Annotated in this window: 21 protein-coding genes; 9 read left to right on the top strand and 12 right to left on the bottom strand. The window is 64.9% G+C overall.

All coding sequences use genetic code 11. From position 1 onward, the window contains the following. Positions 1 to 38: 38 nt before the first annotated feature. Both znuA and mepM read left to right on the top strand, forming a co-directional pair. Positions 39 to 1013 (top strand): zinc ABC transporter substrate-binding protein ZnuA, encoded by a 975-nt coding sequence (gene znuA, locus AN401_RS03330; protein ID WP_096778537.1) that lies wholly within the window; start codon positions 39 to 41, stop codon positions 1011 to 1013. A gap of 192 nt (positions 1014 to 1205) precedes the next feature. After that, positions 1206 to 2552, top strand: coding sequence for a murein DD-endopeptidase MepM (gene mepM / locus AN401_RS03325; RefSeq protein ID WP_096778536.1), 1347 nt, complete (start codon positions 1206 to 1208; stop codon positions 2550 to 2552). Positions 2553 to 2622: 70 nt separating this feature from the next. Here the strand turns inward: mepM and hemE are convergent, their stop codons facing one another. After that, entirely contained in the window at positions 2623 to 3690 is a 1068-nt protein-coding gene (gene hemE / locus AN401_RS03320; RefSeq protein ID WP_096778535.1) for a uroporphyrinogen decarboxylase, read from the bottom strand. Between the two features lie 197 nt (positions 3691 to 3887). Between hemE and rsd the strand changes: the two genes are divergently transcribed. Next, positions 3888 to 4352 (top strand): sigma D regulator, encoded by a 465-nt coding sequence (gene rsd, locus AN401_RS03315; protein ID WP_094039103.1) that lies wholly within the window; start codon positions 3888 to 3890, stop codon positions 4350 to 4352. A gap of 12 nt (positions 4353 to 4364) precedes the next feature. Then, on the top strand, positions 4365 to 4730 hold the full coding sequence (locus AN401_RS03310) for a PilZ domain-containing protein (RefSeq protein ID WP_094039104.1): 366 nt from the start codon (positions 4365 to 4367) through the stop codon (positions 4728 to 4730). On the opposite strand, the gene radA is transcribed toward AN401_RS03310, so the two are convergent. Beyond that, complete coding sequence (gene radA, locus AN401_RS03305) at positions 4727 to 6094, bottom strand: DNA repair protein RadA (protein WP_094039105.1); 1368 nt, start codon at positions 6092 to 6094, stop codon at positions 4727 to 4729. The genes AN401_RS03310 and radA overlap by 4 nt on opposite strands. A gap of 71 nt (positions 6095 to 6165) precedes the next feature. Here radA and AN401_RS03300 point away from each other — a divergent pair, with 71 nt between their 5' ends. After that, positions 6166 to 8442: a PilZ domain-containing protein gene (locus AN401_RS03300; RefSeq protein WP_096778534.1), complete on the top strand. Its 2277-nt coding sequence runs from the start codon at positions 6166 to 6168 to the stop codon at positions 8440 to 8442. Here the strand turns inward: AN401_RS03300 and serB are convergent. Beyond that, the gene (gene serB / locus AN401_RS03295; RefSeq protein WP_094039134.1) at positions 8393 to 9370 is read right to left on the bottom strand and encodes a phosphoserine phosphatase SerB; all 978 of its coding nucleotides are present in this window, start codon (positions 9368 to 9370) and stop codon (positions 8393 to 8395) included. The two genes, AN401_RS03300 and serB, sit on opposite strands and share 50 nt — an antisense overlap. A gap of 117 nt (positions 9371 to 9487) precedes the next feature. On the opposite strand from serB, the gene AN401_RS03290 reads away from it, so the two are divergent. After that, positions 9488 to 10033: a hypothetical protein gene (locus AN401_RS03290; protein WP_094039107.1), complete on the top strand. Its 546-nt coding sequence runs from the start codon at positions 9488 to 9490 to the stop codon at positions 10031 to 10033. Here the strand turns inward: AN401_RS03290 and deoD are convergent. The 8 genes from deoD to AN401_RS03250 form a co-directional block, all read right to left on the bottom strand. Further along, positions 10025 to 10744, bottom strand: a complete 720-nt coding sequence (deoD, locus tag AN401_RS03285) for a purine-nucleoside phosphorylase (protein WP_094039108.1) — start codon at positions 10742 to 10744, stop codon at positions 10025 to 10027. The genes AN401_RS03290 and deoD overlap by 9 nt on opposite strands. A gap of 360 nt (positions 10745 to 11104) precedes the next feature. After that, positions 11105 to 12322, bottom strand: coding sequence for a phosphopentomutase (locus AN401_RS03280; RefSeq protein WP_096778533.1), 1218 nt, complete (start codon positions 12320 to 12322; stop codon positions 11105 to 11107). Continuing rightward, positions 12319 to 13650, bottom strand: coding sequence for a thymidine phosphorylase (deoA, locus tag AN401_RS03275; protein WP_232513374.1), 1332 nt, complete (start codon positions 13648 to 13650; stop codon positions 12319 to 12321). The genes AN401_RS03280 and deoA overlap by 4 nt, the downstream gene beginning before the upstream one ends. Then, positions 13650 to 14423 (bottom strand): deoxyribose-phosphate aldolase, encoded by a 774-nt coding sequence (gene deoC / locus AN401_RS03270; protein WP_096778531.1) that lies wholly within the window; start codon positions 14421 to 14423, stop codon positions 13650 to 13652. Before deoC ends, deoA begins: the two co-directional genes overlap by 1 nt. Before the next feature lie 297 nt (positions 14424 to 14720). After that, complete coding sequence (locus AN401_RS03265; protein ID WP_094039112.1) at positions 14721 to 16001, bottom strand: NupC/NupG family nucleoside CNT transporter; 1281 nt, start codon at positions 15999 to 16001, stop codon at positions 14721 to 14723. 166 nt (positions 16002 to 16167) lie between these two features. Continuing rightward, complete coding sequence (locus tag AN401_RS03260) at positions 16168 to 16935, bottom strand: TatD family hydrolase (RefSeq protein ID WP_096780290.1); 768 nt, start codon at positions 16933 to 16935, stop codon at positions 16168 to 16170. A 106-nt stretch (positions 16936 to 17041) separates the two neighbouring features. Then, positions 17042 to 18289, bottom strand: coding sequence for a urate hydroxylase PuuD (locus AN401_RS03255; protein ID WP_094039114.1), 1248 nt, complete (start codon positions 18287 to 18289; stop codon positions 17042 to 17044). Between the two features lie 428 nt (positions 18290 to 18717). Continuing rightward, on the bottom strand, positions 18718 to 19284 hold the full coding sequence (locus tag AN401_RS03250; protein ID WP_096778530.1) for a tRNA-uridine aminocarboxypropyltransferase: 567 nt from the start codon (positions 19282 to 19284) through the stop codon (positions 18718 to 18720). A 192-nt stretch (positions 19285 to 19476) separates the two neighbouring features. Between AN401_RS03250 and sorT the strand changes: the two genes are divergently transcribed. The 3 genes from sorT to prfC all read left to right on the top strand — a co-directional run bounded on the left by sorT (position 19477) and on the right by prfC (position 22794). Further along, the gene (gene sorT, locus AN401_RS03245) at positions 19477 to 20706 is read left to right on the top strand and encodes a SorT family sulfite dehydrogenase catalytic subunit (protein WP_198401798.1); all 1230 of its coding nucleotides are present in this window, start codon (positions 19477 to 19479) and stop codon (positions 20704 to 20706) included. Positions 20707 to 20760: 54 nt separating this feature from the next. Beyond that, on the top strand, positions 20761 to 21072 hold the full coding sequence (gene sorU / locus AN401_RS03240) for a SorU family sulfite dehydrogenase c-type cytochrome subunit (protein WP_094039117.1): 312 nt from the start codon (positions 20761 to 20763) through the stop codon (positions 21070 to 21072). A 135-nt stretch (positions 21073 to 21207) separates the two neighbouring features. After that, positions 21208 to 22794 (top strand): peptide chain release factor 3, encoded by a 1587-nt coding sequence (gene prfC / locus AN401_RS03235; protein WP_096778528.1) that lies wholly within the window; start codon positions 21208 to 21210, stop codon positions 22792 to 22794. Positions 22795 to 23083: 289 nt separating this feature from the next. Here the strand turns inward: prfC and AN401_RS03230 are convergent, their stop codons facing one another. Then, complete coding sequence (locus AN401_RS03230; protein WP_094039119.1) at positions 23084 to 24214, bottom strand: ABC transporter ATP-binding protein; 1131 nt, start codon at positions 24212 to 24214, stop codon at positions 23084 to 23086. Between the last annotated feature and the right edge of the window lie 3 nt (positions 24215 to 24217).

Raw genomic sequence — 24217 nt, 5'->3', positions numbered from 1 at the left:
TGCCAAACTCCATCACTAGAGGTATAGGGATCCGAGCCATGAGAGCCTTATTGTTGCTGGCGTTGCCCCTGCTGTTCAGCAGCCAGGTCCGCGCCCTGGAAGTACTGACCACCATCAAGCCGCTGCAACTGATCGCCAGCGCCATCACCGATGGCATGAACGAGCCCGAGCTGCTGCTGGCCCCGGGTACCTCGCCCCACGATTACGCCCTGCGCCCTTCCGACGTGCGCCGCCTCAACCAGGCCGACCTGGTGGTCTGGGTCGGTCCCGAGCTGGAAGGCTTCCTGACCCCGCTGCTGGCCGGCAAGGACAACAGCCTGGCGCTGCTGGCACTGGTCGAGCCCGAAGGCCATGAAGATCACGACCACCAGGAGCAGGACGGTGAGCACCACGGCCATCATGAGCATCATGACGAGCACGATCACCAGGATGAGCATCATACCGGTAAAATCAGTGTCGAGGAGCAGGATGACGACCATGAACACGATCATGGCGACAAGGATCCCCATATCTGGCTGGATCCCCACCATGGGGAGCGCATCGCCACCCTGCTGGCCGACCGCCTGAGCCAGCTGGATCCGGCCAATGCTGATCTGTATCAACGCAACCTGGCCACTTTCCGGACAGAATTGGCAAAAACCGACAGCGCCGTGGCCGAACGGCTGGCTCCGGCCCGGGGCAAGGGCTACTTCGTGTTCCACGACGCCTACGGCTACTGGGAAGATCACTACCAGTTGCCGGCCCTCGGCCATTTCACCGTCAACCCGGAGCGGGCCCCCGGCGCCCAGACAGTGGCGCGCATCCACCAGGCCCTGCGGGAGGCCCAGGCCGAGTGCGTCTTCGCCGAGCCCCAGTTCCGTCCCGCGGTGGTGGAAGCCGTGGTGCGCAATACCCAGGCGCGGATAGGGATACTGGATCCACTGGCAACCGACATAGCGGCCGGTCCCCGGGGTTATTTCGCATTTATGCAACAGATGGCCGCGGCCATGGCCGGATGTTTACTCAATGAATAATAAAAATTTGAAATAAAATTCGGTACACTGTGGAACTTTCATACCATGGGGTACACTAACCATGGTGGCCCGCCTAAGCGGGCCATTTCGTGATAAAAAGCCGACCGCTTTATTATCTTTGGATCCATGCCTGGATAGATAAAGCGGTTTTTGCATGCACAGTTTAGCAACCAACAGGCACAGGTAATCCGGATGAATCCTCTCCGCCCGATACAAACCAAACTGCTGGGAATACCGACGCAACTGCCCAAACGGCACCTCTACGGTATCATCTTCCTGAGCGGCCTGACCCTGACCACGGCGGTGATGATGCCCTCCCCCAACGAGCTGGCGGAACAGCCGATCAGGATCAGCATCCCCGCCAGCCTGAACCTGCCCAAGGAAGCCCGGGAGCAGGTCAACAACACCGAATTCTATACCCTGCCCAACGACGAAATCGGCCCGCTGGAGCCGGTGGACGCCCTGGATGTCATCGCCGCCGGCGAACCCGAGTGGCAGGAATACGTAGTGCAGCGGGGCGATACCCTGAGCACCATCTTCAACGGCCTGGGACTGCCCATCGCCACCATGTACAAGCTGCTCGATGCCGACAAAGAAAGGGCCCTGGACGGACTCAAGCCGGGCCAGACCCTTTCTTTGCTGATCGATGAAGACAATCTGCTGCAGGAATTCAAGATCCAGCAGGATCTGATGCACAGCCGCCTCTTCGTGCGCAACGGGGACAACTACCGTAGCCAGCTCCAGACCGAGGAGAGCAACTGGGAAAGCCGCACCCTGGGCGGTGTCATCAACGGCAGCTTCTATCTCAGCGCCCGGGACGCAGGCCTGTCACCCAGCCAGATCCAGCGGGTGGCCAACCTGTTCCAGTGGCGGCTGAACTTCGCCCGGGATCTGCGCCAGGGCGACAGCTTCAAGGTGGTGGTGCAGCGCGAGTTCGTCGACGGCCAGAGCACCGGCAAGTCCGAGCTGCAGGCGGTGCAGATCACCAACAAGGGCAAGAGCTATCACGCCTTCCGTCATGAGGACGGCAAGTTCTACGACGACAAGGGCGAGAGCCTGGAGCGGGGCTTCGTGCGCATCCCCCTGGAGCGTAACATCCGCATCAGTTCCAACTTCAACCTGACCCGCAAGCATCCGGTCACCGGCCGGGTTCAGCCGCATCATGGCACCGACTTTGCCGTGCCCATCGGCACCCCCGTCATCGCTCCCGGCGACGGCGTGGTGATCAAGGCCACCCGCCATCCGCTGGCCGGCAACTACCTGGTGATCCGCCACGGTCGCCAGTACACCACCCGCTACCTGCACCTGAGCCGCTTCCTGGTGAAGGAAGGGGATACGGTCAAGCGCGGCCAGCGCATCGCCCTGTCCGGCAACACCGGCCGCTCCACCGGCCCGCACCTGCATTACGAATTCCACGTCAACAACAGGCCGGTGGATCCCATGCAGGTCAAGCTGCCCATGGCCGAAGGCCTGAGCGGTGCCGAGCGTCGCACCTTCCTGAGCAGGGTGGAGCAGTACAAAAAGGAATTCGCCGGCTAACGGCATCCATCACCCGCAAAAAAAAGCGCCCTAGGGCGCTTTTTTTGATTCCGGCTCAATGACAGCCCACTCAGCCCTGGTGGTAGGGCCGTGACAGGCGGTGCACCGCCTCGACAAAAGCCCCCGCGTGCTCCGGCTCCACGTCCAGGTGGATGCCGTGGCCCAGGTTGAACACATGGCCCGAGCCCTGGCCGAAGCCTTCGAGTATGGTCGAGACTTCCTGCTCGATGCGGGGAATGGGGGCGTAGAGCATGGAGGGGTCCATATTGCCCTGCAACGCCACCTTGTCGCCCACCCGGCGCTTGGCGTCGGCGATATCGATGGTCCAGTCCAGGCCCACGGCGTCACAACCGGTGGCGGCGATGGCCTCGAGCCACTGGCCGCCATTCTTGGTGAACAGGGTCACCGGCACCCGGCGGCCCTCGCTTTCCCGCACCAGGCCATCGACGATCTTGGCCATGTACTGCAGCGAGAAGTCCTTGTAGTCGCGCGGCGTCAGCACCCCGCCCCAGGTATCGAAGATCATCAGCGACTGGGCGCCTGCGGCCACCTGGGCATTCAGGTAAGAGGTCACGCTGTCGGCCAGCTTGTCGAGCAGCAGGTGCAGGGCCTGGGGCTCGGCGTACATCATCTTCTTCACCTTGGTGAAGGCCTTGGAGCTGCCGCCCTCCACCATGTAGGTGGCCAGGGTCCAGGGGCTGCCGGAAAAGCCGATCAGCGGCACTTCACCTTTCAGCTCGCGGCGGATGGTGCGCACCGCGTTCATCACGTAGCCCAGCTCCCCTTCCGGATCGGGCACGCCTATCTTCTGCACGTCGGCCAGGCAGGCGACCGGACGCTCGAATTTGGGGCCTTCGCCCGCCTCGAAGTAGAGGCCCAGGCCCATGGCGTCGGGAATGGTGAGGATGTCGGAGAACAGGATGGCGGCGTCCAGCGGGAAACGACGCAGCGGCTGCAGGGTCACCTCGCAGGCCAGCTCGGCGTTCTTGCACAGGGCCATGAAATCACCGGCCTGGGCCCGGGTCGCCTTGTATTCCGGCAGGTAGCGGCCGGCCTGGCGCATCATCCATACCGGGGTGTAGTCTACCGGCTGGCGTAAAAGGGCACGTAAATAGCGATCATTCTTGAGTGTGTTCATCCCGTCGTTCCGGATCAGGTGGCAAATTGGCCGCATTGTACCACCAGACGGGGAAATCGGGAAAACCGGCTGCCGGCTCCGCCGCCCGCAGAATGGGGAGCCAGCGCCCAAGTTGCCGCTGCCGCTATTGACCACCGGGGATCTTTTCTTTACTTATACTTCATCAACACCTGTCCAGGCAGCCCTCGGAGGGAAACATGCTCAGGAAAATGGAACAGACCAAGGCGCAGTTGGCCGGCAAGCATCACGCCCTCGACGCCTTTATCAATGCCCGCCAACACCTGCTGGTGGAGTACATCCGCCTGTCCACCAACAAGACCCTGCCCTCCCAGGCGGAACTGGAAGAATTTTGCGGACAACTGGTCGACTATGTTTCCGCCGGCCATTTTGAAATCTACGATTATGTGGTGGCGGCCTATGAAGCGGCCAAGGGCAACGCCCGCCTGCTGGCCGAGCGGATTTATCCGCGCATCAAGCAGAATACCGACGAGGCGCTGAACTTCCACGACAAGTACAGCCAGGCCGACGAGGACACCCTGCTGGAGCTGGATCAGGATCTTGGCCACCTGGGCGAAGTGCTCGAAGAACGCTTCGAACTCGAGGACAGGCTGGTCTCCGCCATCGCCCTGGTCGACCATCTGGATACCGGCCAACCCGCCTGACGAGGAGTCACCATGACCGAGCGCAGACTGTTTTCCCGTATCGGCTTCCGGGCCAAGGCCTGGCTGCTCGACGCCACCGGCCATCAGCACCACATACTGGTCCGGGATCTGTCCCTGCACGGCGCCCTGCTCGCGGTGGCCGATGACTGGGCCGGGAAAAACGGCGACGAATTCGAACTGCTGCTCGACCTGGATGGCCACGGCCAGCGCATCGTCATGCAGGGGCGGCAGCGCCACCACCACGGCAGTTGTATCGGGCTGGAGTGCCGGCGCCTGGACATCGACAGCGCCGCCCATCTGCGCCGGCTGGTGGAGCTGAACCTGGGCAGCGACGAGCTGCTCCAGCGCCAGTTTGCCCAACTGGTAAACGAGGACTAGAGCGCCGCCAGCGCTTCTTCCAGCTTCTTCACCGCGATCACCTCCATGCCCGCCGGCGCCTGCTTGGGCCTGTTGGCCCAGGGCACTATGGCCCGGGTAAAACCGTGCTTGGCCGCCTCCATCAGCCGCTCCTGGCCCGAGGGCACCGGCCGGATCTCCCCCGACAGCCCCACCTCGCCGAACACCACCAGCTCTTTGGGCAACGCCTTGTCACGAAAGCTCGACACCAGCGACAGCAGCAGGGCCAGGTCGGCGCTGGTGTCCTCCACCCGCACCCCGCCCACCACGTTGACGAACACATCCTGATCCGCCATCTGCATGCCGCCGTGACGGTGCAGTACCGCCAGCAGCAGCGCCAGCCGGTTGTGCTCCAGGCCCACCGTCACCCGCCGCGGGTTGGCCAGCTGGGAGTAATCCACCAGCGCCTGCAGCTCCACCAGCAGCGGCCGGGTGCCTTCCCAGATCACCATCACCACCGAGCCGGTGGTCTGCTCCTCGCCCCGGCTGAGGAAGATGGCGGAGGGGTTGTTCACCTCCTTCATGCCGGTCTCGGTCATGGCGAAGACCCCCAGCTCGTTCACCGCCCCGAAGCGGTTCTTGTGGCTGCGCAGGGTGCGAAAGCGGTTGTCGGCGGCGCCGTCGAGCATCACCGAACAGTCGATGCAGTGCTCCAGCACCTTGGGCCCGGCCAGGGTGCCGTCCTTGGTAACGTGGCCCACCATCAGGATCACCACTCCCTGCTGCTTGGCGAAGCGGGTCAGCTGGGCCGCCGCTTCCCGCACCTGGGACACGGAGCCCGGCGCCGACTGCACCTCGGCCACGTGCATCACCTGGATGGAGTCGATCACCATCACCGCCGGCTTTTCCTCCCGGGCCACCTGGCAGATCTGCTCGACGCTGGTTTCCGACAGCATGCGCAGCTTGTCCCGGGGCAGGTTCAGCCGCTGGGCCCGCATCGCCACCTGCTGCAGGGATTCCTCGCCGGTCACGTACAGGGTCTTCATCCGGCCCGCCAGGCCGCACATCACCTGCAGCAAGAGGGTGCTCTTGCCGGCGCCGGGATTGCCGCCGATCAGGATGGCCGAGCCGGGCACCAGGCCACCGCCCAGCACCCGGTCCAGCTCCTGAAAGCCGCTGTGGATACGGGGGATCTCGGTCAGGGCGATCTCGTCCAGGGTCTGTACCTTGTTGTCCAGGGCCCCGGCATAACCGGAAAAGCGACTGTTGCGGCTGGCTGCGGAAGCGGGCGCCAGCCGGATTTCGCTGATGGTGTTCCACTCCTTGCACTCGGAACACTGCCCCTGCCAGCGGGGAAACTCGGCACCGCATTCGCCGCAGACGAAGGCGGTTTTGGACTTGGCCATGCTGTCTCACTCATTCGTTAACGAGCTGATATACTGGCCCAAGTCTTTTGCTCACTCAACCCGAAGCCAAGATGGATCTCAGTCCCTACAAGTCCCTGCTCGACAAGCTGGTGCCCCTCAGTTACCACCAGGATCTGGACGTACTGGTGGATCACCTGCTGCCCGAGGCCGACCAGGCCACCCGCTTCCACTTGCAGGCGGAAGTCCGCCGGCTCACCAGTCCCTGCCTGCGGGTGCTGGATCTGCGCAGCCTGTTTCCGGATCAGTGCCGGCTGGTACGCCACCATGGCCTGGACCACATGCTGCCGGCATCGCTGGAAGCGCGCTTCTCCAGCCTGCTCGACGACTACCACGGCGACTACACCCGCGGCCTTTACGAAACCCTGATCGCCGAACTGGCCGCCCTGCGCAAGCAGCCCTCCCGGCTCAACACCCTGCCCTGGTACCTGCCCACCATGGGCACCCGCCGCAAGGAAAACCGGCTGCGCTTCGTCACCCCGGTACTGCTGCACCTGGGAGAAGAAAGGCTCAGGGCCAACAGCCTGGATATCTCGGCGGGCGGCCTGCTGGTGCACCTGGCCGAGCCCAGGCCGCTCCCCGAACAGCTGCCGGTGTCCTTTCCCGAGCTGGCCCATCAGCCGGGGCTCGGCTGCCTGGCCAACCCCAAGCGCTATCGCCTGACCCCGCAGCCCGAGGATCCCCGCCGGCTCAAGATGCAACGCATCGAAGACGACGCCGGCTGGCAACAGGCACTGCAGCAGTTTGTCGATCAGAGCCGCCCCCGTTACGGCCTGGACGCGGAAGATCTCTACACCACGGCGCTGGCCCAGTGCTGGGGCCAGGCCCTGCTCGAAACCAGCCTCAGCCTGTCGTTGTTCTTCGATGAAGCGGGGGAACTGCAGGAAGTGATGGCCAATCGCCACGGCCACAAGACCCTGGCCCAGTGGCAACAGGCCAGCCCCGGCGATCTGCTGGGCACCCTGCTGCCACCCGAACGGATACTGAAAATGGGTGGCCAGCCCCGGCAACCGCTGCTGCTGTACAGCTTTCGTCACCAGGGCAAGAGCCAGCCCTATTACTTCGTGGCGGATCAGCACGAGCTGGAGCAGCAACAGGCCTATTCGGCCTTCGTCAACGAGGGACTGAGGGCCGGCACCCTGCACAGCTACTACCTGAGCATCCGCCCCCTGACTTTTGCCGACCAGGCGTTCGACACCCTGGATCAGCAGGGTCTGGCCCGGCTGCAGCGCCTGAAATGGCATCTCTGGCTGACGCCCATGCCGGCCCTGCCCTCCCCGGTCTCGGGCGAAGTCCAACTCCAACAGCTGGCACCCTTTATCCGCAATGCCCGGCCCCGACCGGTCACCCTTACACCCCTCGGGCTGCAGGCCTCCAAGCGGCAGGAAGCCCGCTTCAAGTACCAGAGCGAAGTGGAACTGAACCTGGGAGGAAGGACGATCCGGGGCCAGACCGAGGATCTGTCGAACAGCGGCCTCAAGATCACCCTGACCCAGCCCGAGCGGCTCGACCTGCCCTGCCTGGTGGGCGTCAGCCTCACCGAGCTGGGCAAACGCAGCCGGCAATGGAAGCTGAAGGAACTGCCCTACCGGGTGGTGAACCAGAGCGGAGACGGCAAGGTATTGCACCTGCATATCGAAGGGGCGAGCGAAGCGCACCCGGGCTACCAGTTCTTTTCGGCCCTGCTCGAGCAGAACCAGGACAAGCTGCGCGCCCGGCCGGACACCCATCACAAGCCGGCCTGGCTGACCTGGCTCAACCGCCAGGCCCTGCAACAGCCGCCCTCGCCCACCTTTATGCTGGGCCGCAACGACGGTGGCTTCTATGTGCAGGGCGCCATCGCCTGCCTGGCCCAGGAGGCGCTGATGTCCTTCCTGTCCAACGAATACCGGCAGGCCCACTTCAGCCGGCTGGTTTCCCGCCAGTTGCTGCAGTCGATGATCACCAGCCTGCTGCGACCGGACGGAAGGAGCCACCTGACGATGGAAATCTGGACCGCCAGCGCGGCAGAGGATCCCGACAAGCACTGGCTGCTGGTCGATCCCGATGCCGAGCGGCGCGCCCTGCTGCTGGAGCCCCGCTATGCCGGGGAGCTGCGGGTATCCTTGCTGATCCTCAACCGGCTGCAACTGCGCCAGGTAGACTATGCGGTGCCCGAACGGGACAGCCTGACCCAGGCCGCCCTGCACAAGACCCAGCAACTGGAGCAGCAGCTGGCGGAGCTGGCCGCCCTGTGCCAGGTGTTCGACATCACCGGGCTGGTGCGCCGACGGCAGTGCCTCAACGGGCCTGCAGCAGCCCCAGCACCCCTTCCAGGCTCAGCCGGTTGAGGCAGACCGGCGCCTTTTCCTGCACCAGGGGCTTGGCATGCAGCGCCACGCCCAGGCCGGCCTGGGCCAGCATCAGCAGATCGTTGGCCCCGTCGCCGACGGCCACGGTCTGGCTGATGGGAATATTGTGCTCATGGGCCAGGTTGACCAGGATGTTGGCCTTGGCCTCGGCGTCGACGATGGCGCCCAGCACCTCGCCGGTCAGCCTGCCGTCGCGGATCTCCAGGGTATTGGCGAAGACGGCGTCCAGCGCCAGGCGCTCCTGCAGGTGGCAGGCGAAGGGGGTGAAGCCGCCGGAGGCGATGGCCACCTTCCAGCCCATCTGCTTGAGGCCGGCGATCAGCTCGGTCAACCCGGGCATCAGCGGCATCATGCCGATGACCTCATCGATAATGGCGGCATCGGCGCCGGCCAGGGCCTTGACCCGGCGACGCAGGCTCTCGGAAAACGGCAGCGCCCCTTCCATCGCGGCCCGGGTGATGGCTGCCACTTCCTCGCCCACCCCGGCCAGGCGGGCGATCTCGTCGATGCATTCGATCTGGATGGCGGTGGAGTCCATGTCCATCAGCACCAGCCCCGGCTGATCGGCCCTGGGCAGGGCCGGTACGCAGGCCAGATCCCAGTGTGCCGCCACCTGCTGCAGGCGCGACTTCAGCAGCGGCGACCAGGTCGACAGGCGCAGGCTCAGCAGATCCCGGCCGGCCACCGCCTTCACCCCGGACAGCTCCACCTCGACCCCTTCCTCGTCCAGGATCTGCAGGCTGTGGTGCAGGGCGGTCTTGTCTAGTTGCTCCGCCAGCAGGACCAGATGCCCGCCGTGGCTGTCGAGCCGTCCCGGCGTCAGGCGCCCCTGCTGCCAGAGGTGGGCGCCGGAGGCCAGCGTCGGCGTCCAGTCGCGGACCCGCTCGGGTAATACATCCATTAACAGTGCCACTTGGGATTCCTTCAATTCACAAAACACAAAAAACCGGCGCTCAGGGTAGCGTATTGCTTTTTCGCCAGGCAAGGGACAATATTGGCCGCTATGCGTAAAAAGAGCCCTTTCATGTCCAAGTCCCTGATCCCGCTGCTGGTCGTGCTGCTGCTGGCGAGCGCCGGCTGGCAACTGGCACAAGTGACCGAACTCGGCCAGCGCTGGCGGCAACTGCCCCAACGCTCCCTGGCCGAGCCGCTGGCGGACTATGCCCAGCTCCAGGCGGTACGCGCCCTGCTCACGGAAGACGGGGACAGCCAGCAACAGCTGGTGGATGAACTGGTCAGCGCCGGCCTGGTGGTGTCGGTGCAACTCTATGACGGCGGCGGCCGGCTGTTGGCGGAGGCGAGCAGTGCCGCCGACGGCGACACCCTGGCCTATATCCGGCCGCTGTACCACGAGGAGCGGCCGTTGGGCTTTCTGCACCTCAGCCTGGAACCCTCGCTGCTGACCAGCCTGCAAAGCGGCATCTGGCACCAGTTGCAACGCCACCTGGGCTGGCTGCTGCCCCTGTCTCTGCTGCTCGGGATCCTGCTGGGACTGGGATTCGGCCGCTGGCGCGGCCGGTTCAAACGGCAGGAGGCGGAAGGCCCGCCTCCCGAAGGGAGTTCAGGCTGAGTCGCCCAGCAATACTGACTCCAGCGCCACTTCCATCATGTCGTTGAAGCTGGTCTGGCGCTCGTCGGCGCTCAGGGCCTCGTGGCGCAGTATGTGGTCGGACACGGTGCAGATGGTCAGGGCCCGGGCGCCGAACTCGGCGGCCACGCCGTACAGGCCCGCCGCTTCCATCTCCACCCCGAGGATGCCGTAGTCCTTCATCAGTTGGAACAGATCCGCCTGGGGCGAGTAGAACAAGTCGGCCGAGAAGATGTTGCCCACCTTGACCGGCACGCCCTTGGCCCTGGCGGCCGCCACCGCGTTGGCCACCAGCTCGAAGTCGGCGATGGCGGCGAAGTCGTGATCCTTGAAGCGGATGCGGTTGACCTTGGAATCGGTGCTGGCGCCGAGGCCGATCACCACGTCGCGCAAGTTGACGTCGTCGCGCACGGCACCGCAGGAGCCGATGCGGATCAGGGTGTTCACGTCGAACTCGGTGATCAGTTCCTTGGCGTAGATGGATACCGAAGGAATGCCCATGCCGTGGCCCATCACCGAAATCCGCCGGCCCTTGTAGCTGCCGGTGAAGCCGAGCATGTTGCGCACCTTGTTCACCAGCTTGACGTCGGACAGGAAGGTGTCGGCGATGTACTGGGCGCGCAGCGGGTCGCCGGGCATCAGTACGGTATCGGCGAAATCGCCGCGTTCGGCGTTGATATGTGGAGTAGCCATAATATTCCTCGTTAATCTTCCAGATAATTCAGCTAGATAAACCGACAGGGTCTGAACACTGGGTGCCAGTCAGCCAAAGGGACGACTCCACCGACACGCTGCAAGACTTGACACTCGCCCGTTTCAGCCTGCTGCGAATATTCACTGGATATTCGGTCAGGCTGAAACGGCTCGTCAAGGCGAGCAAGCTCGCCCCCTGTATCGCTCGGCACATGCATCTGACCGCCAGGGATGGCGGGAATGCCGAAAATGCAGGAGCAATTTTCGGCCCTGGCATGTGACGGTCGGCGGAGCCGATCCCTTTGTCTGCCTTTGAAGCAAGCTGTTTTCTGCTTGTCCCCAACTCAGCCCCATCGGTGTTTATAAAAACGACTTGCCGTAATCCATCGGGCTGGTGCCGAAATAGGCCGCCAGGGACTGGCCGATATCGGCAAAGGTCTCGCGCCCGCCCAGGGAGCCGGCGGCGAGGCCGCCGCCCAGGCAGATCACCGGGATATGCTCGCGGGTGTGATCGGTGCCGGTCCAGGTCGGGTCGCAGCCGTGATCGGCGGTCATGATCAGCAGATCATCCGGCTGCATGATGGCCAGCAGCTCGGGCAGACGGCGATCGAAGGCCTCCAGGGCGGCGGCGTAGCCGGTCACGTTGCGGCGGTGGCCGTAGCTGGAGTCGAAGTCGACGAAGTTGGTCATGACGATGGTATCGTCGCCGGCCCGCTTCACCTCCGCCAGGGTGGCGTCGAACAGCTCGTCCAGGCCGTTGGCCTTGACCTTGCGGGTGATGCCGCAGTGGGCGTAGATGTCGGCAATCTTGCCGATGGACACCACCTCGCCGTTTTTCTCCTCCACCAGCTTCTGCAGCACGGTCGCGGCCGGCGGTTCTATGCTGTAGTCGCGGCGGTTGCCGGTGCGCGCGAAGTCGGCGGCGCTCTCCCCCTTGAACGGGCGGGCGATAACCCGGCCGATGTTGTAGGGCATCAGCAGCTCGCGGGCGATCTCGCACAGTTCATAGAGCCGTTCCAGGCCGAAGCTGTCTTCGTGGCAGGCAATCTGGAACACCGAGTCCGCCGAGGTGTAGCAGATGGGCTTGCCGCTGCGCACATGCTCCTCGCCCAGTTGCTCGAGGATGGTGGTGCCGGAGGCGTGGCAGTTGCCGAGAATGCCCGGCAATTTGGCCTTCTCCACCAGCTCGTCGATCAGCGCCTGGGGGAAGCTGTTTTCGGTGTCGGTGAAATAGCCCCAGTCGAACAGCACCGGCACCCCGGCGATCTCCCAGTGGCCGGAGGGGGTGTCCTTGCCGGAGGACAGTTCCCGGGCATAGCCGTAGCTGCCGGTCACCTCGGCGGGCAGGGTGACGCCCTCGGCCACCCGGCCGGTGCTCTCGGCATGGGCGTGGAACAGGCCGAGCCGGCCCAGGTTGGGCAGCCGGAGCGGCCCCCGGCGGCCGTTGTCCGCCTCGCCCCGGGCACAGACGGCGGCGATGTGGCCCAGGGTGTCGGCGCCTTCGTCGCCGAATTGGGCGGCATCGGGCGCGGCGCCGATGCCGAAGGAATCCAGTACCAGTACTATTGCGCGTTTCATGCTACCTCCTCGGGGCGGATCACGTCGTAGACGCTGCGGGGCGCCTCTTCCCGTTGCTCGCCCAGCACCATGGCGCGGCGGACCTGTTCGGCCGCGGCGGCATAGTCGTCTTCATTGCGGGCATGGACGATGGCCAGCTCGGTGCCGACCTCGACCCTGTCGCCGATGCCGGCGATGGCGGTCAGGCCGACACTGTGGTCGATGACGTCGTCGGCCCGGCGGCGACCGCCGCCCAGGCCCACCACCGCCATGCCGATGTCGCGGGTGTCCATGTCGATGATATAGCCCTCCGCCTCGGCCAGCACCGGGCGGATCACCGGCGCCGTCGGCAGGTGGCGCTCGAAGCCGGTGAGGATGTCGGTCGGGCCGCCGAGCCCGGCCACCATCCGCTCGAAGCGTTCGGCGGCGGCGCCTGAGCTGAGCGCGCCGTAGAGCTTGCCCCTGGCGTCGCTTTCGGTGTCGGCCAGCCGGCCCGCCAGCAGCATTTCCACCGCCAGCGCCTCGGTCACCTCATAGAGGCGGCCCTGGCGGATCTCGCCTTTCAGCATGGCGATGGCCTCGGCCACTTCCACCGCGTTGCCGGCGCAGTTGGCCAGCACCTGGCTCATGTCGGTGAGCAGGGCCGAGGTGGGGGTGCCGGCGCCGTTGGCCACGGTGACGATGGCTTCCGCCAGTTCCCGCGACGCCGAGGCGGTCGCCATAAAGGCGCCCGAGCCCATCTTCACGTCCATCACCAGGGCATCCAGGCCACAGGCCAGCTTCTTGCCGAGGATGGAGGCGACGATCAGCGGAATGGACTCGACGGTGGCGGTGACGTCCCGCACCCCGTACAGCCGCTTGTCGGCGGTGGCCAGGCTGCCGGTCTGGCCGATGATGGCCACCCCCACCTCCTGCACCAGCCGGCGGAAGTCGGCGTTGGAAGGCATGATGTTGTAGCCGGGAATGGACTCGAGCTTGTCCAGGGTGCCGCCGGTGTGACCCAGGCCGCGGCCGGAGATCATGGGCACATGGGCGCCGCAGGCGGCCACCCAGGGCCCCAGCACCAGGGACACCAAATCCCCCACCCCGCCGGTGGAATGCTTGTCGAGTACCGGGCCGTTCAGGCCCGCGCCGGACCAGTCCAGCACCTCGCCGGAATCGCGGATACCCAGGGTCAGCTGGATGCGCTCGTCGTCGTTCATGTCGTTGAAGTACACCGCCATGGCGAAGGCGCCGATCTGGCCCTCACTGATGCTGCCGTCGGCGATGCCCTTGACGAAGAAGGCGATCTCCTCGGCACTGAGGGCCTGGCCGTCGCGTTTGTGGCGAATGATTTCCTGGGGCAGCATCAGTAGCCTCCTTCGGCGGCACCCTTGTCGCTTTCACCCAAGGTATGCAGCAGGTTGGCCAGCAGGCTGGAGGCGCCGAAGCGAAAATGCCGAGGAGAAATCCAGTTGGACCCCATAATGCTGGCCGCCAGCGCCAGGTATTCCGCTGCTTCCTCGGCGGTGCGCACGCCGCCGGCGGGCTTGAAGCCGATGTCCTTGCCACTGTCGCGGATCACCCTGAGCATGATGTCGGCGGCCTCCAGGGTGGCGTTGACCGCCACCTTGCCGGTGGAGGTCTTGATAAAGTCGGCGCCGCCCTCGATGGCCAGCTCGGAGGCGCGCCGGATAAGCGCCGGCGCCTTGAGTTCGCCGCTTTCGATGATGACCTTGAGCAGCACCTCGCCGCAGGCGGCCTTGCAGGCGTGCACCAGTTCCAGGCCGCGTTGTTCATCGCCGGCCAGCAGGGCGCGCCAGGGGAAGACCACGTCCACTTCGTCGGCGCCATAGGCGACGGCGGCGCGGGTTTCCCGCACGGCGATCTCGATGTCGTCGTTGCCCTGGGGGAAGTTGGTGACGGTGGCGATCTTCACCTGGCCTTCCACTCCCAGTTCGCGCAGGGTCTTGCGGGCCACGGGAATGAAACGCGGGTAGATGCAGATGGCGGCGGTGTTGCCGGCCGGGGTGACCGCCTGTTGGCACAGGGCGATCACTTTGGCGTCGGTGTCGTCGTCGTTGAGGGTGGTCAGATCCATCAGGCCCAGAGCCTGGCGGGCTGCGGTTTGTATGTCTGTCATTTGCTTCTCCAGTCTTCACTAGGTGTGAACGAGCGGACTTGGTTCCTTGAAGACAGTTTAAATCCGTTTAACCGCAAATAGGGGCGGCCGACATATCCGGTTGTTGCTGATACCTGCCGAGCAAGTCGGCCAAAGGGCCAACTCCGCCGACACGCCGTGAACCCATCCATGGGGGCTCCGCCGCGCCGTCCATGGCGCGGAGGGTCGGCGGAGCCGTTCCCTTTGGCCTCTCCGCCAACCGGCAGTGGCTGCCGGGTGACTCATCAACAGACCGGGGAAAGGGCTCGCCTAATCCTTTTACAGTGCCGCCAGGGCCAGGAAGAAACCGGCGATGGTGGCGGACATCAGGTTGGACAGGGTGCCGGCCAGCACGGCCTTGAGGCCGAAGCGGGCGATGTCGTGACGGCGGTTCGGCGCCATGCCGCCCAGGCCGCCAAGCAGGATGGCGACGGAGGACAGGTTGGCGAAGCCGCACAGGGCGAAGGAGATGATGGCCTTGGTATGGTCGGACATCACCTGGCCGGTGCCTTCCACCAGCAGTTCGTTGCTGAGGTAGGGGGCGAAGTTGATGTAGGCCACGAATTCGTTGACCACCAGCTTCTGGCCGATGAAGGAGCCGGCGATGGTGGCTTCTTCCCAGGGCACGCCCAGCAGGAAGGCCAGGGGCGAGAACAGCCAGCCGAGCAGCAGTTCCAGGCTCAGGTTGTCCATGCCGACCCAGCCGCCGACGCCGCCCAGCATGCCGTTGATCAGCGCGATCAGGCCGATGAAGGCGAGCAGCATGGCGCCCACGTTCATGGCCAGCATCATGCCGGAGGTGGCGCCGGCCGCGGCGGCGTCGATGATGTTGGCGGGCCTTTCCTCTTCCGGAATGTCGGCGTTGACCCTGGACTCGTCCACCTCGGGGGTTTCGGTCTCGGGCATGATCAGCTTGGCGAACAGCAGGCCGCCGGGGGCCGCCATAAAGGAGGCGGCGATCAGGTATTCCATGGGCACGCCCATGGAGGCGTAGCCGGCCAGCACCGAGCCGGCCACCGAGGCCAGGCCACCGCACATTACCGCGAACAGCTCGGAGTCGGTCATCTTGGAGATGAAGGGACGCACCACCAGCGGGGCTTCGGTCTGGCCCACGAAGATGTTGGCGGTGGCGGACATGGACTCGGTGCGCGAGGTGCCCAGCACCTTCTGCAGGGCGCCGCCCAGGATGCGGATCACCCACTGCATGATGCCCAGGTAGTAGAGCACGGCGATCAGCGAGGAGAAGAAGATGATGACCGGCAGTACCCGCAGGGCGAAGATAAAGCCGAGGCCGCTGGAGAAGGCGGCGTCGCCCACCAGGCCGCCAAACAGGAAGCCCATGCCGTCGTTGGCGAAGGCAATCACCTGGGACACGCCGGCGGAGATGGACTGCAGTATGTCCTTGCCCACGGGCACGTAGAGCACGAAGGCGCCCAGGCCGGCCTGGATGGCGAAGGCGCCGCCCACGGTACGCAGCCGGATGGCGCTGCGATTGCTCGAAAACAGTATGGCAATCAGGATAAGCGTCGCCATCCCCACCAGACTCATGATCAACGTCATAGTTCTATCCTTTAGTAGCAGCGGAAAACAAAGGCCCGACAGTCATTGTCAGTTGGGCGGGATTATACGAGTTCGCTCTCAACAGAGTAGGAAAAGGGCGGCAATTTTCGAGCGAAAAGGCAATAAAATTATGATTTTTAGAACGAAAACGTTTTTCTTGGGGCGCTCAGGACCAGCCGAACAGCCGTTCGACATTGGCTTCCAGTTGTGCGGCCAGCGACTCGGGCTCCTCGCCGCGCAGCTCGGCGAGCGCGGCCAGCACCAGGGGCAGGCGGGCGGGATGGTTGGGCTGGCCCTGAAAGCCGCACAGGGGCATGTCGGGGGCGTCGGTTTCCAGCACCAGGGCGTCCGCCGGCATGGCGGCCAGGGTGTGGCAGGTCTTGCTGGCCCTGGGATAGGTGATGGTGCCGCCCACCCCGAGGTGAATGCCGAGCGCCCAGAAGGCCTGCGCCTGTTGCAGGGAGCCGGAAAAGCCGTGCACCACCCCACCCTTGGGGGGATGGCGGCGCAGCCATTTCAGCAGGGTGTCGTGGCTCTTGTGGCTGTGCAGTATCACCGGCAGCGCCCGCTCCCGGGCCAGCCTTAGCTGGAACAGCAATGCGGCTTCCTGCTCCGCCAGGGGCAGTGGGATGGCCGCATCCAGCCCCATCTCACCCAGGGCGACACAGCGGTGATCGGCCTGCTCCAGGGCCGTTACCAGCCGCCCTTGCCAGTCGGCGGACGCTCGCGCCACCCACCAGGGATGCAGCCCCAGGGCGTAATGCACGCCCCCCAGCCCGGCGCAGAGGGCCGGCAGCCGTGGCCACTGGGCCTCTTCCACCCCGGGGATCACCAGGCGGTGCACCCCCAGCGCGTTGGCCCGTTGCCAGTGGCCCGGCCGGTCGTCGTCGAAGGCGGCAAAGTCGAAATGGCAGTGACTGTCGGTCAGTTGCATGAAATCCGGCGAGAAGGAAGGCATGGGCCCAGCTTAGCCACTTCCCCGGAAATGGCAAAGCCCGCATGACGCGGGCTTTGCCAGGGGGTGATCACCGGGGAGAGGCTTAGTTGCCGCTCCAGGCCGCGATCAGGGCCCGCTCTTCGTCGGTCATCTGGGTCATGTTGCCCAGGGGCATGTAGCCACTGGCCACCACCTGTTTGACCTGGTTGGCCAGGATCTGGGTCTGCTGCTCGGTCTCCAGCATCATGCCGGCGGGGGCGGAGGCGAAACCGGGCTGGGTCGGCTGGGCCGCGTGGCACTGCACGCAGCGGGCTTCCATGATGCCCTGAACCTGGGCCAGGGTGACCTCGGGAGCAGCCTGTACTTCGGCGCCTTCGGCCACTTCACCGGAAACCGGCGCAGAAACCGCGGCCGGAGCCCGGCTGACGGGCGCGGCAATCCACACCACCGCCAGGATCAGCAGCACCCCCACCGCCGGATAGGCCGGCTTGTGCTGGCCGGAGTGCATCAGCACGAAGTACTGACGGATCAGGGCGCCGGCAAAGATGAACAGCGTCATGATCACCCAGGCCTGCGGGTGGTTGTAGGTGAAGGAGTAGTGGTTGCTCAGCATCAACAGCAGCACCGGCAGGGTGAAATAGGTGTTGTGCACCGAACGCTGCTTGCCACGCTTGCCGTCGATCGGGTTGGGCGTTTCACCGGCCTGCAGGGCTTTCACCATGCGGCGCTGGCCGGGAATGATCCAGAAGAACACGTTGGCGGACATGGCGGTGGCCATGACGGCGCCGGTGATCAGGAAGGCGGCCCGACCGGAGAAGATATGGGAGCTCAGGTAGGCGACCGCCACCATCATCACCGCCACGGCGATACTGAGCACGCCATCGCGCTCCATGTTGGGACTGATGCGCTTGCACAGCTCGTTGTACACTATCCAGCCCGAGGCCAGGAACACCAGGGCCACGACGTTGGCCTGCCAGCCGGTCATGCCGGCGGCCCACTCCCAGGGGGAGTTGGGGTTGACCAGGTAGAAGCTCGGCTTGGTCATGTACAGCAGGGCGAACAGGGCAAAGCCCGACAGCCAGGTGGTGTAGGACTTCCAGAACGACCAGTGCAGGTCGTCCGGCAGCTTTTCGGGGCTGGTGGCATACTTCTGGTTGTGGTAGAAACCACCGCCGTGCACGGCCCACATCTCGCCGAACACGCCTTTCTTCTTGCATTCTTCCGACTTGGGCGGCTTCAGGCCATTGTCCAGCATCACGAAGTAGATGGACTCACCGATCCAGGCGACGGCGGCAATGACGTGCAGCCATCTCAGCAACAAGTTACCAAATTCCAGCAGATACGCTTCCATGGTATTACCTTCTCTGTTTCATATTTATTACTTAGACCCTAGCGCATCGAAACAGATGCCCTGCCTGCTTGGGCGGGAGCTGAGACCACATGCGCTGCCTTCTTGGTAAAACTGTATACATTTTAAAATTTAAAATGTTGACAATTTGTGGTTTGATTTTTTTCAATTATATGATGTTTGTCAATGTTATTTAACAAGAAATTTCTTGCCAAAGCCGACACCACCCAGGCCAGAAGAGGGGAAATTGACTTAAATAACATATAAATCAAAGAGATAAAAAATCATCTTCAAATCCTCACCGACTCTCGTGTCCTGACGGTGCCGGCGGTTTCAGCTCGGGGGGCTGAGTACCGTAGCCGAAACAGTCTCAGCAAGGCACTGTACGAAAGGCTGTATACATGATGCCGCCCGGACAGGGCGGGACAGGCTCAGTGTTCCTCTCCCCGGCAGGCTTGATACGACCGGAACTGCGCCACCCTGGCCTCCAGCAGCCGGTGCAGGGGCGCGGGATCGAAACCGGGCGACAAGCGATCCAGCACATGGGCCAGGCTTTCCAGGGTGGACAGCGCCTGGCCACCCTGCCCCTTGCGGATGGCGTAGCGGCCCGCCGGCGCCCGGCTGAAGCTGAGCCTCGGCAGATGCTGCAGCCAGGGATTGAGATGGAGCAGGCGGCGGCTCTTGCGCCAGGTACCGTCCAGCACGATCAGCCCCGCTACCGGCACGTCCGGGCCCAGCCCGCCATCGTCCAGATCAACCGCGTTCCCACCGGGATACAGCAACCACCAGTTCCCCGGTGGGGGCGCCATGGTTTCCGCCACCTCGATCCTGAGTCCACTCAGGCCCAGTTGCAGCAAGGGCACCGTGCTCTTGGCATGCCTCGCCTCGGAAGGATGCTGCAGCACCACCACCGGCAGGGGACAGGGCTGGCGGTGCACGGCGGCGCACAGGCAGGCATTCTGCGGCAAATGGCAGCCGCGGCAGTATGGGCGGGGCATGGGGCGAGGCCTGTTTCTTGATACAAAGGGCGGATCATAGCGGCAAGCGGCGCCGGCTTGAACCCGCCAGCACATCAGATTTTGTTAATAAAGCTTTTGTTGATTGACACTTTTTTAACCAGGGCATAGACCTTTATAGAGTCCGTTCAGCCATCACCGGCTGCTCAACGCGTAACCATAAGGAGATTGGTCGTGTCCGAATTCCCCCACCATCAAGCCGAGACCCCATCCGGCGCCGCCGGCCCCCTCAACCCCGAACGTCGCCAGCTGCTGCTGGGTGGCGCCGGTCTGCTGGCCGGCGCCGGCCTGGTTGGCCTGTCCCCCCGCGCCTGGGCCCAGGGATCGCCGCTGCCGGACTATGTCGGCTGGAAAAACGCCGATGCCCTGATAGTGCACAGCGCCAACACCCTGGAAACCAAGCGCGACGCCATCGGCCGCGGGGTGCTCACCCCCAGCGACCAGCTGTTCGTGCGCAACAACCTGCCCGCCCCCGACGCCGGCATCATGCAGGATATCGAGGGCTGGGAGGTGAACATCGCCGGCGTCAACCATCCCAGGGCCATCACCCTGGCGGAGCTGAAACGCATCGGCGTGGAGACGGTGGTCAGCGTGCTGCAGTGTTCCGGCAACGGCCGGGCCTTCTTTCCCCACGGTGCCAGCGGCACGCCCTGGACGACGGGCGCCGCCGGCTGCGTGGCCTGGACCGGGGTACCGCTGCGCGAGGTGGTGCGCGAACTGGGCGGCGTGGCCGAGGGCATGAACTACCTCACCGGCACCGGCGGCGAGACCATCCCCGCCGGCCTGGATCCCAAGACGGTCATGGTGGAACGCTCGGTACCGCTGGCGGCGCTGGAGCAGGCCATGCTGGTGTGGGAGATGAACGACGAGCCCCTGTCCCTGGCCCACGGCGGCCCGGTACGGCTGGTGATCCCCGGCTACTACGGGGTCAACAACGTCAAGTACGTCCGCCAGGTCGCCTTTACCGCCGGGCAGACCGATGCCGCCATTCAGGCCACCGGCTACCGGGTGCGGGAGGTGGGGGTGTCGGGTTCGCCGGATCAGCCCTCCATGTGGGAGATGCCGGTCAAGTCCTGGGTAACCTCGCCGCTGGCCTCCGCCAGTCCCGGCCGCACCCTGATCTACGGCGTGGCCTTCGGCGGCGTGCACGGCCTGGCCGGGGTCGAGGTGTCGGTGGATGGCGGCAGCCGCTGGGCCGAGGCGCGCTTTCTCGGGCCGGATCTGGGCCGCTTCGCCTGGCGCCCCTTCGTGCTGGCGACCGAACTGGCGCCGGGAGAATACCGCCTGGTCAGCCGGGCCACGGACGACCAGGGCCAGGTGCAGCCGGAAGAGCGGGTCGACAACGAACGGGGCTATGGCCATAACGGCTGGAAGGATCACGGCGTGACCCTCACCGTCGCCTGAGGCCGGCGGGCAGGCGCTCGCCTGCCCCTTCCACCACAACATCAAGGAGCTGCCATGTGGCGACCGACCGCAAGCCTTCTCGGCCTGGCCCTCTGCCTGCCGGCGCAGGCCGGGGGCGATCCCGAGGCCGGCAAACGGGTGTTTCTGGAGCTGGCCCAGCCCTCCTGCGCCCTCTGCCATAGCCTGAAGGACGCCGGGGCCGAAGGCCAGATAGGGCCCAGCCTCGACGAGCTCAAGCCTACCGAAGCGCAAGTGGTGCAAGCCGTCACCAACGGCGTGGGCATCATGCCGGCCTTCAAGGACAGCCTCAGTCCCGAACAGATCGCCGACCTGGCGCGCTATGTGGAGCAGGCGGCGGGGCAATAGCCCGGCGACGGACGCAATCTGCCGATTGAGGATCGGGCGCGGATCGGGGACAATAGCGGCCGTTTATCTGTCGCCGGTGAGCAAGGCCCTCGTCTGTTGCCCCAGCTCCCTCATCAACCTAGAAGATCGCCGACCATGTCATCATCATTCCAGCAGGAAGTGGCCAAGCGCCGTACTTTCGCCATCATCTCGCACCCGGACGCGGGTAAGACCACCATCACCGAAAAGGTGCTGCTGCACGGGCGCGCCATCCAGACCGCCGGCACCGTCAAGGGCCGGGGCTCGAACCAGCACGCCAAGTCCGACTGGATGGAGATGGAAAAGGAGCGGGGCATTTCGGTCACCACCTCGGTGATGCAGTTTCCCTACAACGACCGCCTGGTGAACCTGCTCGACACCCCCGGTCACGAAGACTTCTCGGAAGACACCTACCGCACCCTGACCGCGGTGGACTCCTGCCTGATGGTGATCGACGCCGCCAAGGGCGTGGAAGACCGTACCCGCAAGCTGATGGAAGTGACCCGGTTGCGCGACACCCCCATCGTCACCTTTATGAACAAGCTGGACCGGGACATCCGCGATCCCATGGAGCTGCTGGACGAGGTGGAAACCGAGCTCAACATCATGTGCGCCCCCGTCACCTGGCCCATCGGCAGCGGCAAGCTGTTCAAGGGGGTCTACCACCTGCACTGGGACGAGACCATCCTCTACCAGTCCGGCCAGGGCCACACCATCCAGGAGGTGCGCATCGTCAAGGGCCTGGACAACCCCGAGCTGGACCAGGCCATCGGCGACGACTTCGCCGCCCAGCTGCGCGAGGAGCTGGAGCTGGTGATGGGCGCCTCCCACGAGTTCGACCGGGAGCTGTTCCTGTCCGGCGAGCTGACGCCGGTGTTCTTCGGCACCGCGCTCGGCAACTTCGGCGTCGACCACATGCTCGACGGCCTCACCGAATGGGCGCCGGCGCCAATGCCGCGGCAGACCCACGAGCGGGAAGTGAAGGCCTCGGAAGAGAAGTTCTCCGGCTTCGTGTTCAAGATCCAGGCCAACATGGATCCCAAGCACCGGGATCGCATCGCCTTTATGCGCATCGTGTCCGGCAAGTACAGCCAGGGCATGAAGATGAAGCACGTGCGCATTGGCAAGCTGGTCAACATTTCCGACGCCGTGACCTTTATGGCCGGCGACAGGGAGCGGGCGGAAGAAGCCTTTGCCGGCGACATCATCGGCCTGCACAATCACGGCACCATCCAGATCGGCGACACCTTCACCCAGGGCGAGGATCTCAAGTTCTCGGGCATCCCCAACTTCGCCCCCGAGCTGTTCCGCCGCATCCGGCTGCGTGACCCGCTCAAGCAGAAGCAGCTGCTCAAGGGCCTGGTGCAGCTCTCCGAGGAAGGCGCGGTGCAGGTGTTCCGCCCGCTCGACAACAACGATCTGATCGTGGGCGCCGTGGGCGTGCTGCAGTTCGACGTGGTGGTGGCCCGGCTCAAGTCCGAGTACAACGTGGACGCCCTGTACGAGGCGGTGAACGTGTCCACCGCCCGCTGGGTGTACTGCAAGGATCCCAAGAAGCTGGACGAGTTCCAGCGCAAGGTGTCCCTCAACCTGGCGCTCGACGGCGGCGACAACCTCACCTACATCGCCCCCACCATGGTCAACCTCAACCTGACCCAGGAACGCTACCCGGATATCCAGTTCCGCAAGACCCGGGAACACTGACAAAACGGCGCCCAAGGGCGCCGTTTCACTTGATGACAACGCCGTTGTCATAACCGCATAAGTCGGCCAAAGGCGCCGATTCCTGGGGCGCGGGCGGCCCGCCCGCATGAAGGCGACACCGGGGTGGGCGAAGGCACAACCCGACCCGCGATGCCTGTGCTGCCTCGAGCCTTGCTACCCCTGCGGGGTGGCAGGCCAACCCGAGGGTTCGCGCCGGGCGCGAAGGCAGGCGGGCCGCCTGCGCCCCAAGGCGCACACCTGCCAACGGCAGTGCCGGCCAGGCATGTGCTCAGGCAGCGGCCAGTATCCTGGCCACCCGCGGTGCCTTCTGCTGCTGCAGCAGGCTGCAACAGCCCTCGCTGGTGTCGAACAGGTGCAGGTGCTCCAGCCGGAAGCCAGCCTGAATGCTGCTGCCCCGGCGGATCAGGTGGCCGCCGTCGGTCACCACCACCACCTCGTCCTCGCCGGCGTAGCGGCTGTAGGCGAAGGTGCTGCCGCCCAGGGCTTCCACCACCTCCACTGCCAGCGTCAGGCTGACGTCCGCCGGCTCGTCCACCAGCAGGTGCTCGGGCCGGATGCCCAGCAGCAGCACCTCCCCCACCGCCACTTCCCGATCCAGGGTCAGCTCGAAACGCTCGCCGCCGCTCAGCCGCAGCCGGGCCTGCCGGCCCTCGGCCGCCACCACCTCGGCGTTGAGGAAGTTCATCCGCGGCGAGCCGATAAAGCCGGCCACGAACTGGTTCACCGGGTTGTGGTAGAGCTCGAGCGGCGCTCCCACCTGCTCCACCCGGCCGTCGCGCAGCACCACTATCTTGTCGGCCATGGTCATGGCCTCCACCTGATCGTGGGTCACGTAGACCATGGTGTTGCCGAGCTGCTCGTGCAGCTTGGAGATCTCCACCCGCATCTGCACCCGCAGCTCGGCGTCCAGGTTGGACAGGGGCTCGTCGAACAGAAACACCTTGGGGTTGCGCACTATGGTGCGGCCGATGGCCACCCGCTGGCGCTGGCCGCCGGACAGCTGCTTGGGCAGCCGGTCGAGCAGGTGCTCCAGCTTGAGGATGCGGGCGGCCTCGCCCACACGCTGCTCTATTTCCGCCTTGCTCTTCTTCGCCAGGCGCAGGCCGAAGCTCATGTTGTCGCGCACCGTCATGTGCGGGTAGAGGGCGTAGGACTGGAACACCATGGCGATGCCCCGCTCCGAGGGCGACACCTCGTTGACTCTCTGGTTGTCGATAATGATGTCGCCCCCGCTTACCGTCTCCAGCCCGGCGATCATGCGCAGCAGGGTCGACTTGCCGCAGCCCGAGGGGCCGACAAACACCACGAACTCGCCGTGGCGGATGTCCAGATCCACCCCGTGGATAGTCTGCACCTCGCCGAAGCGCTTGATCACCTTGTTCAGTACTAAATCCGCCATTGT

This window comes from Zobellella denitrificans (assembly GCF_002407485.1).
GTDB classification, from domain to species: domain Bacteria; phylum Pseudomonadota; class Gammaproteobacteria; order Enterobacterales; family Aeromonadaceae; genus Oceanimonas; species Oceanimonas denitrificans.
Note: the sequence above shows the minus strand (reverse complement) of the source record. Positions and strands in the feature narration are given on the sequence as shown.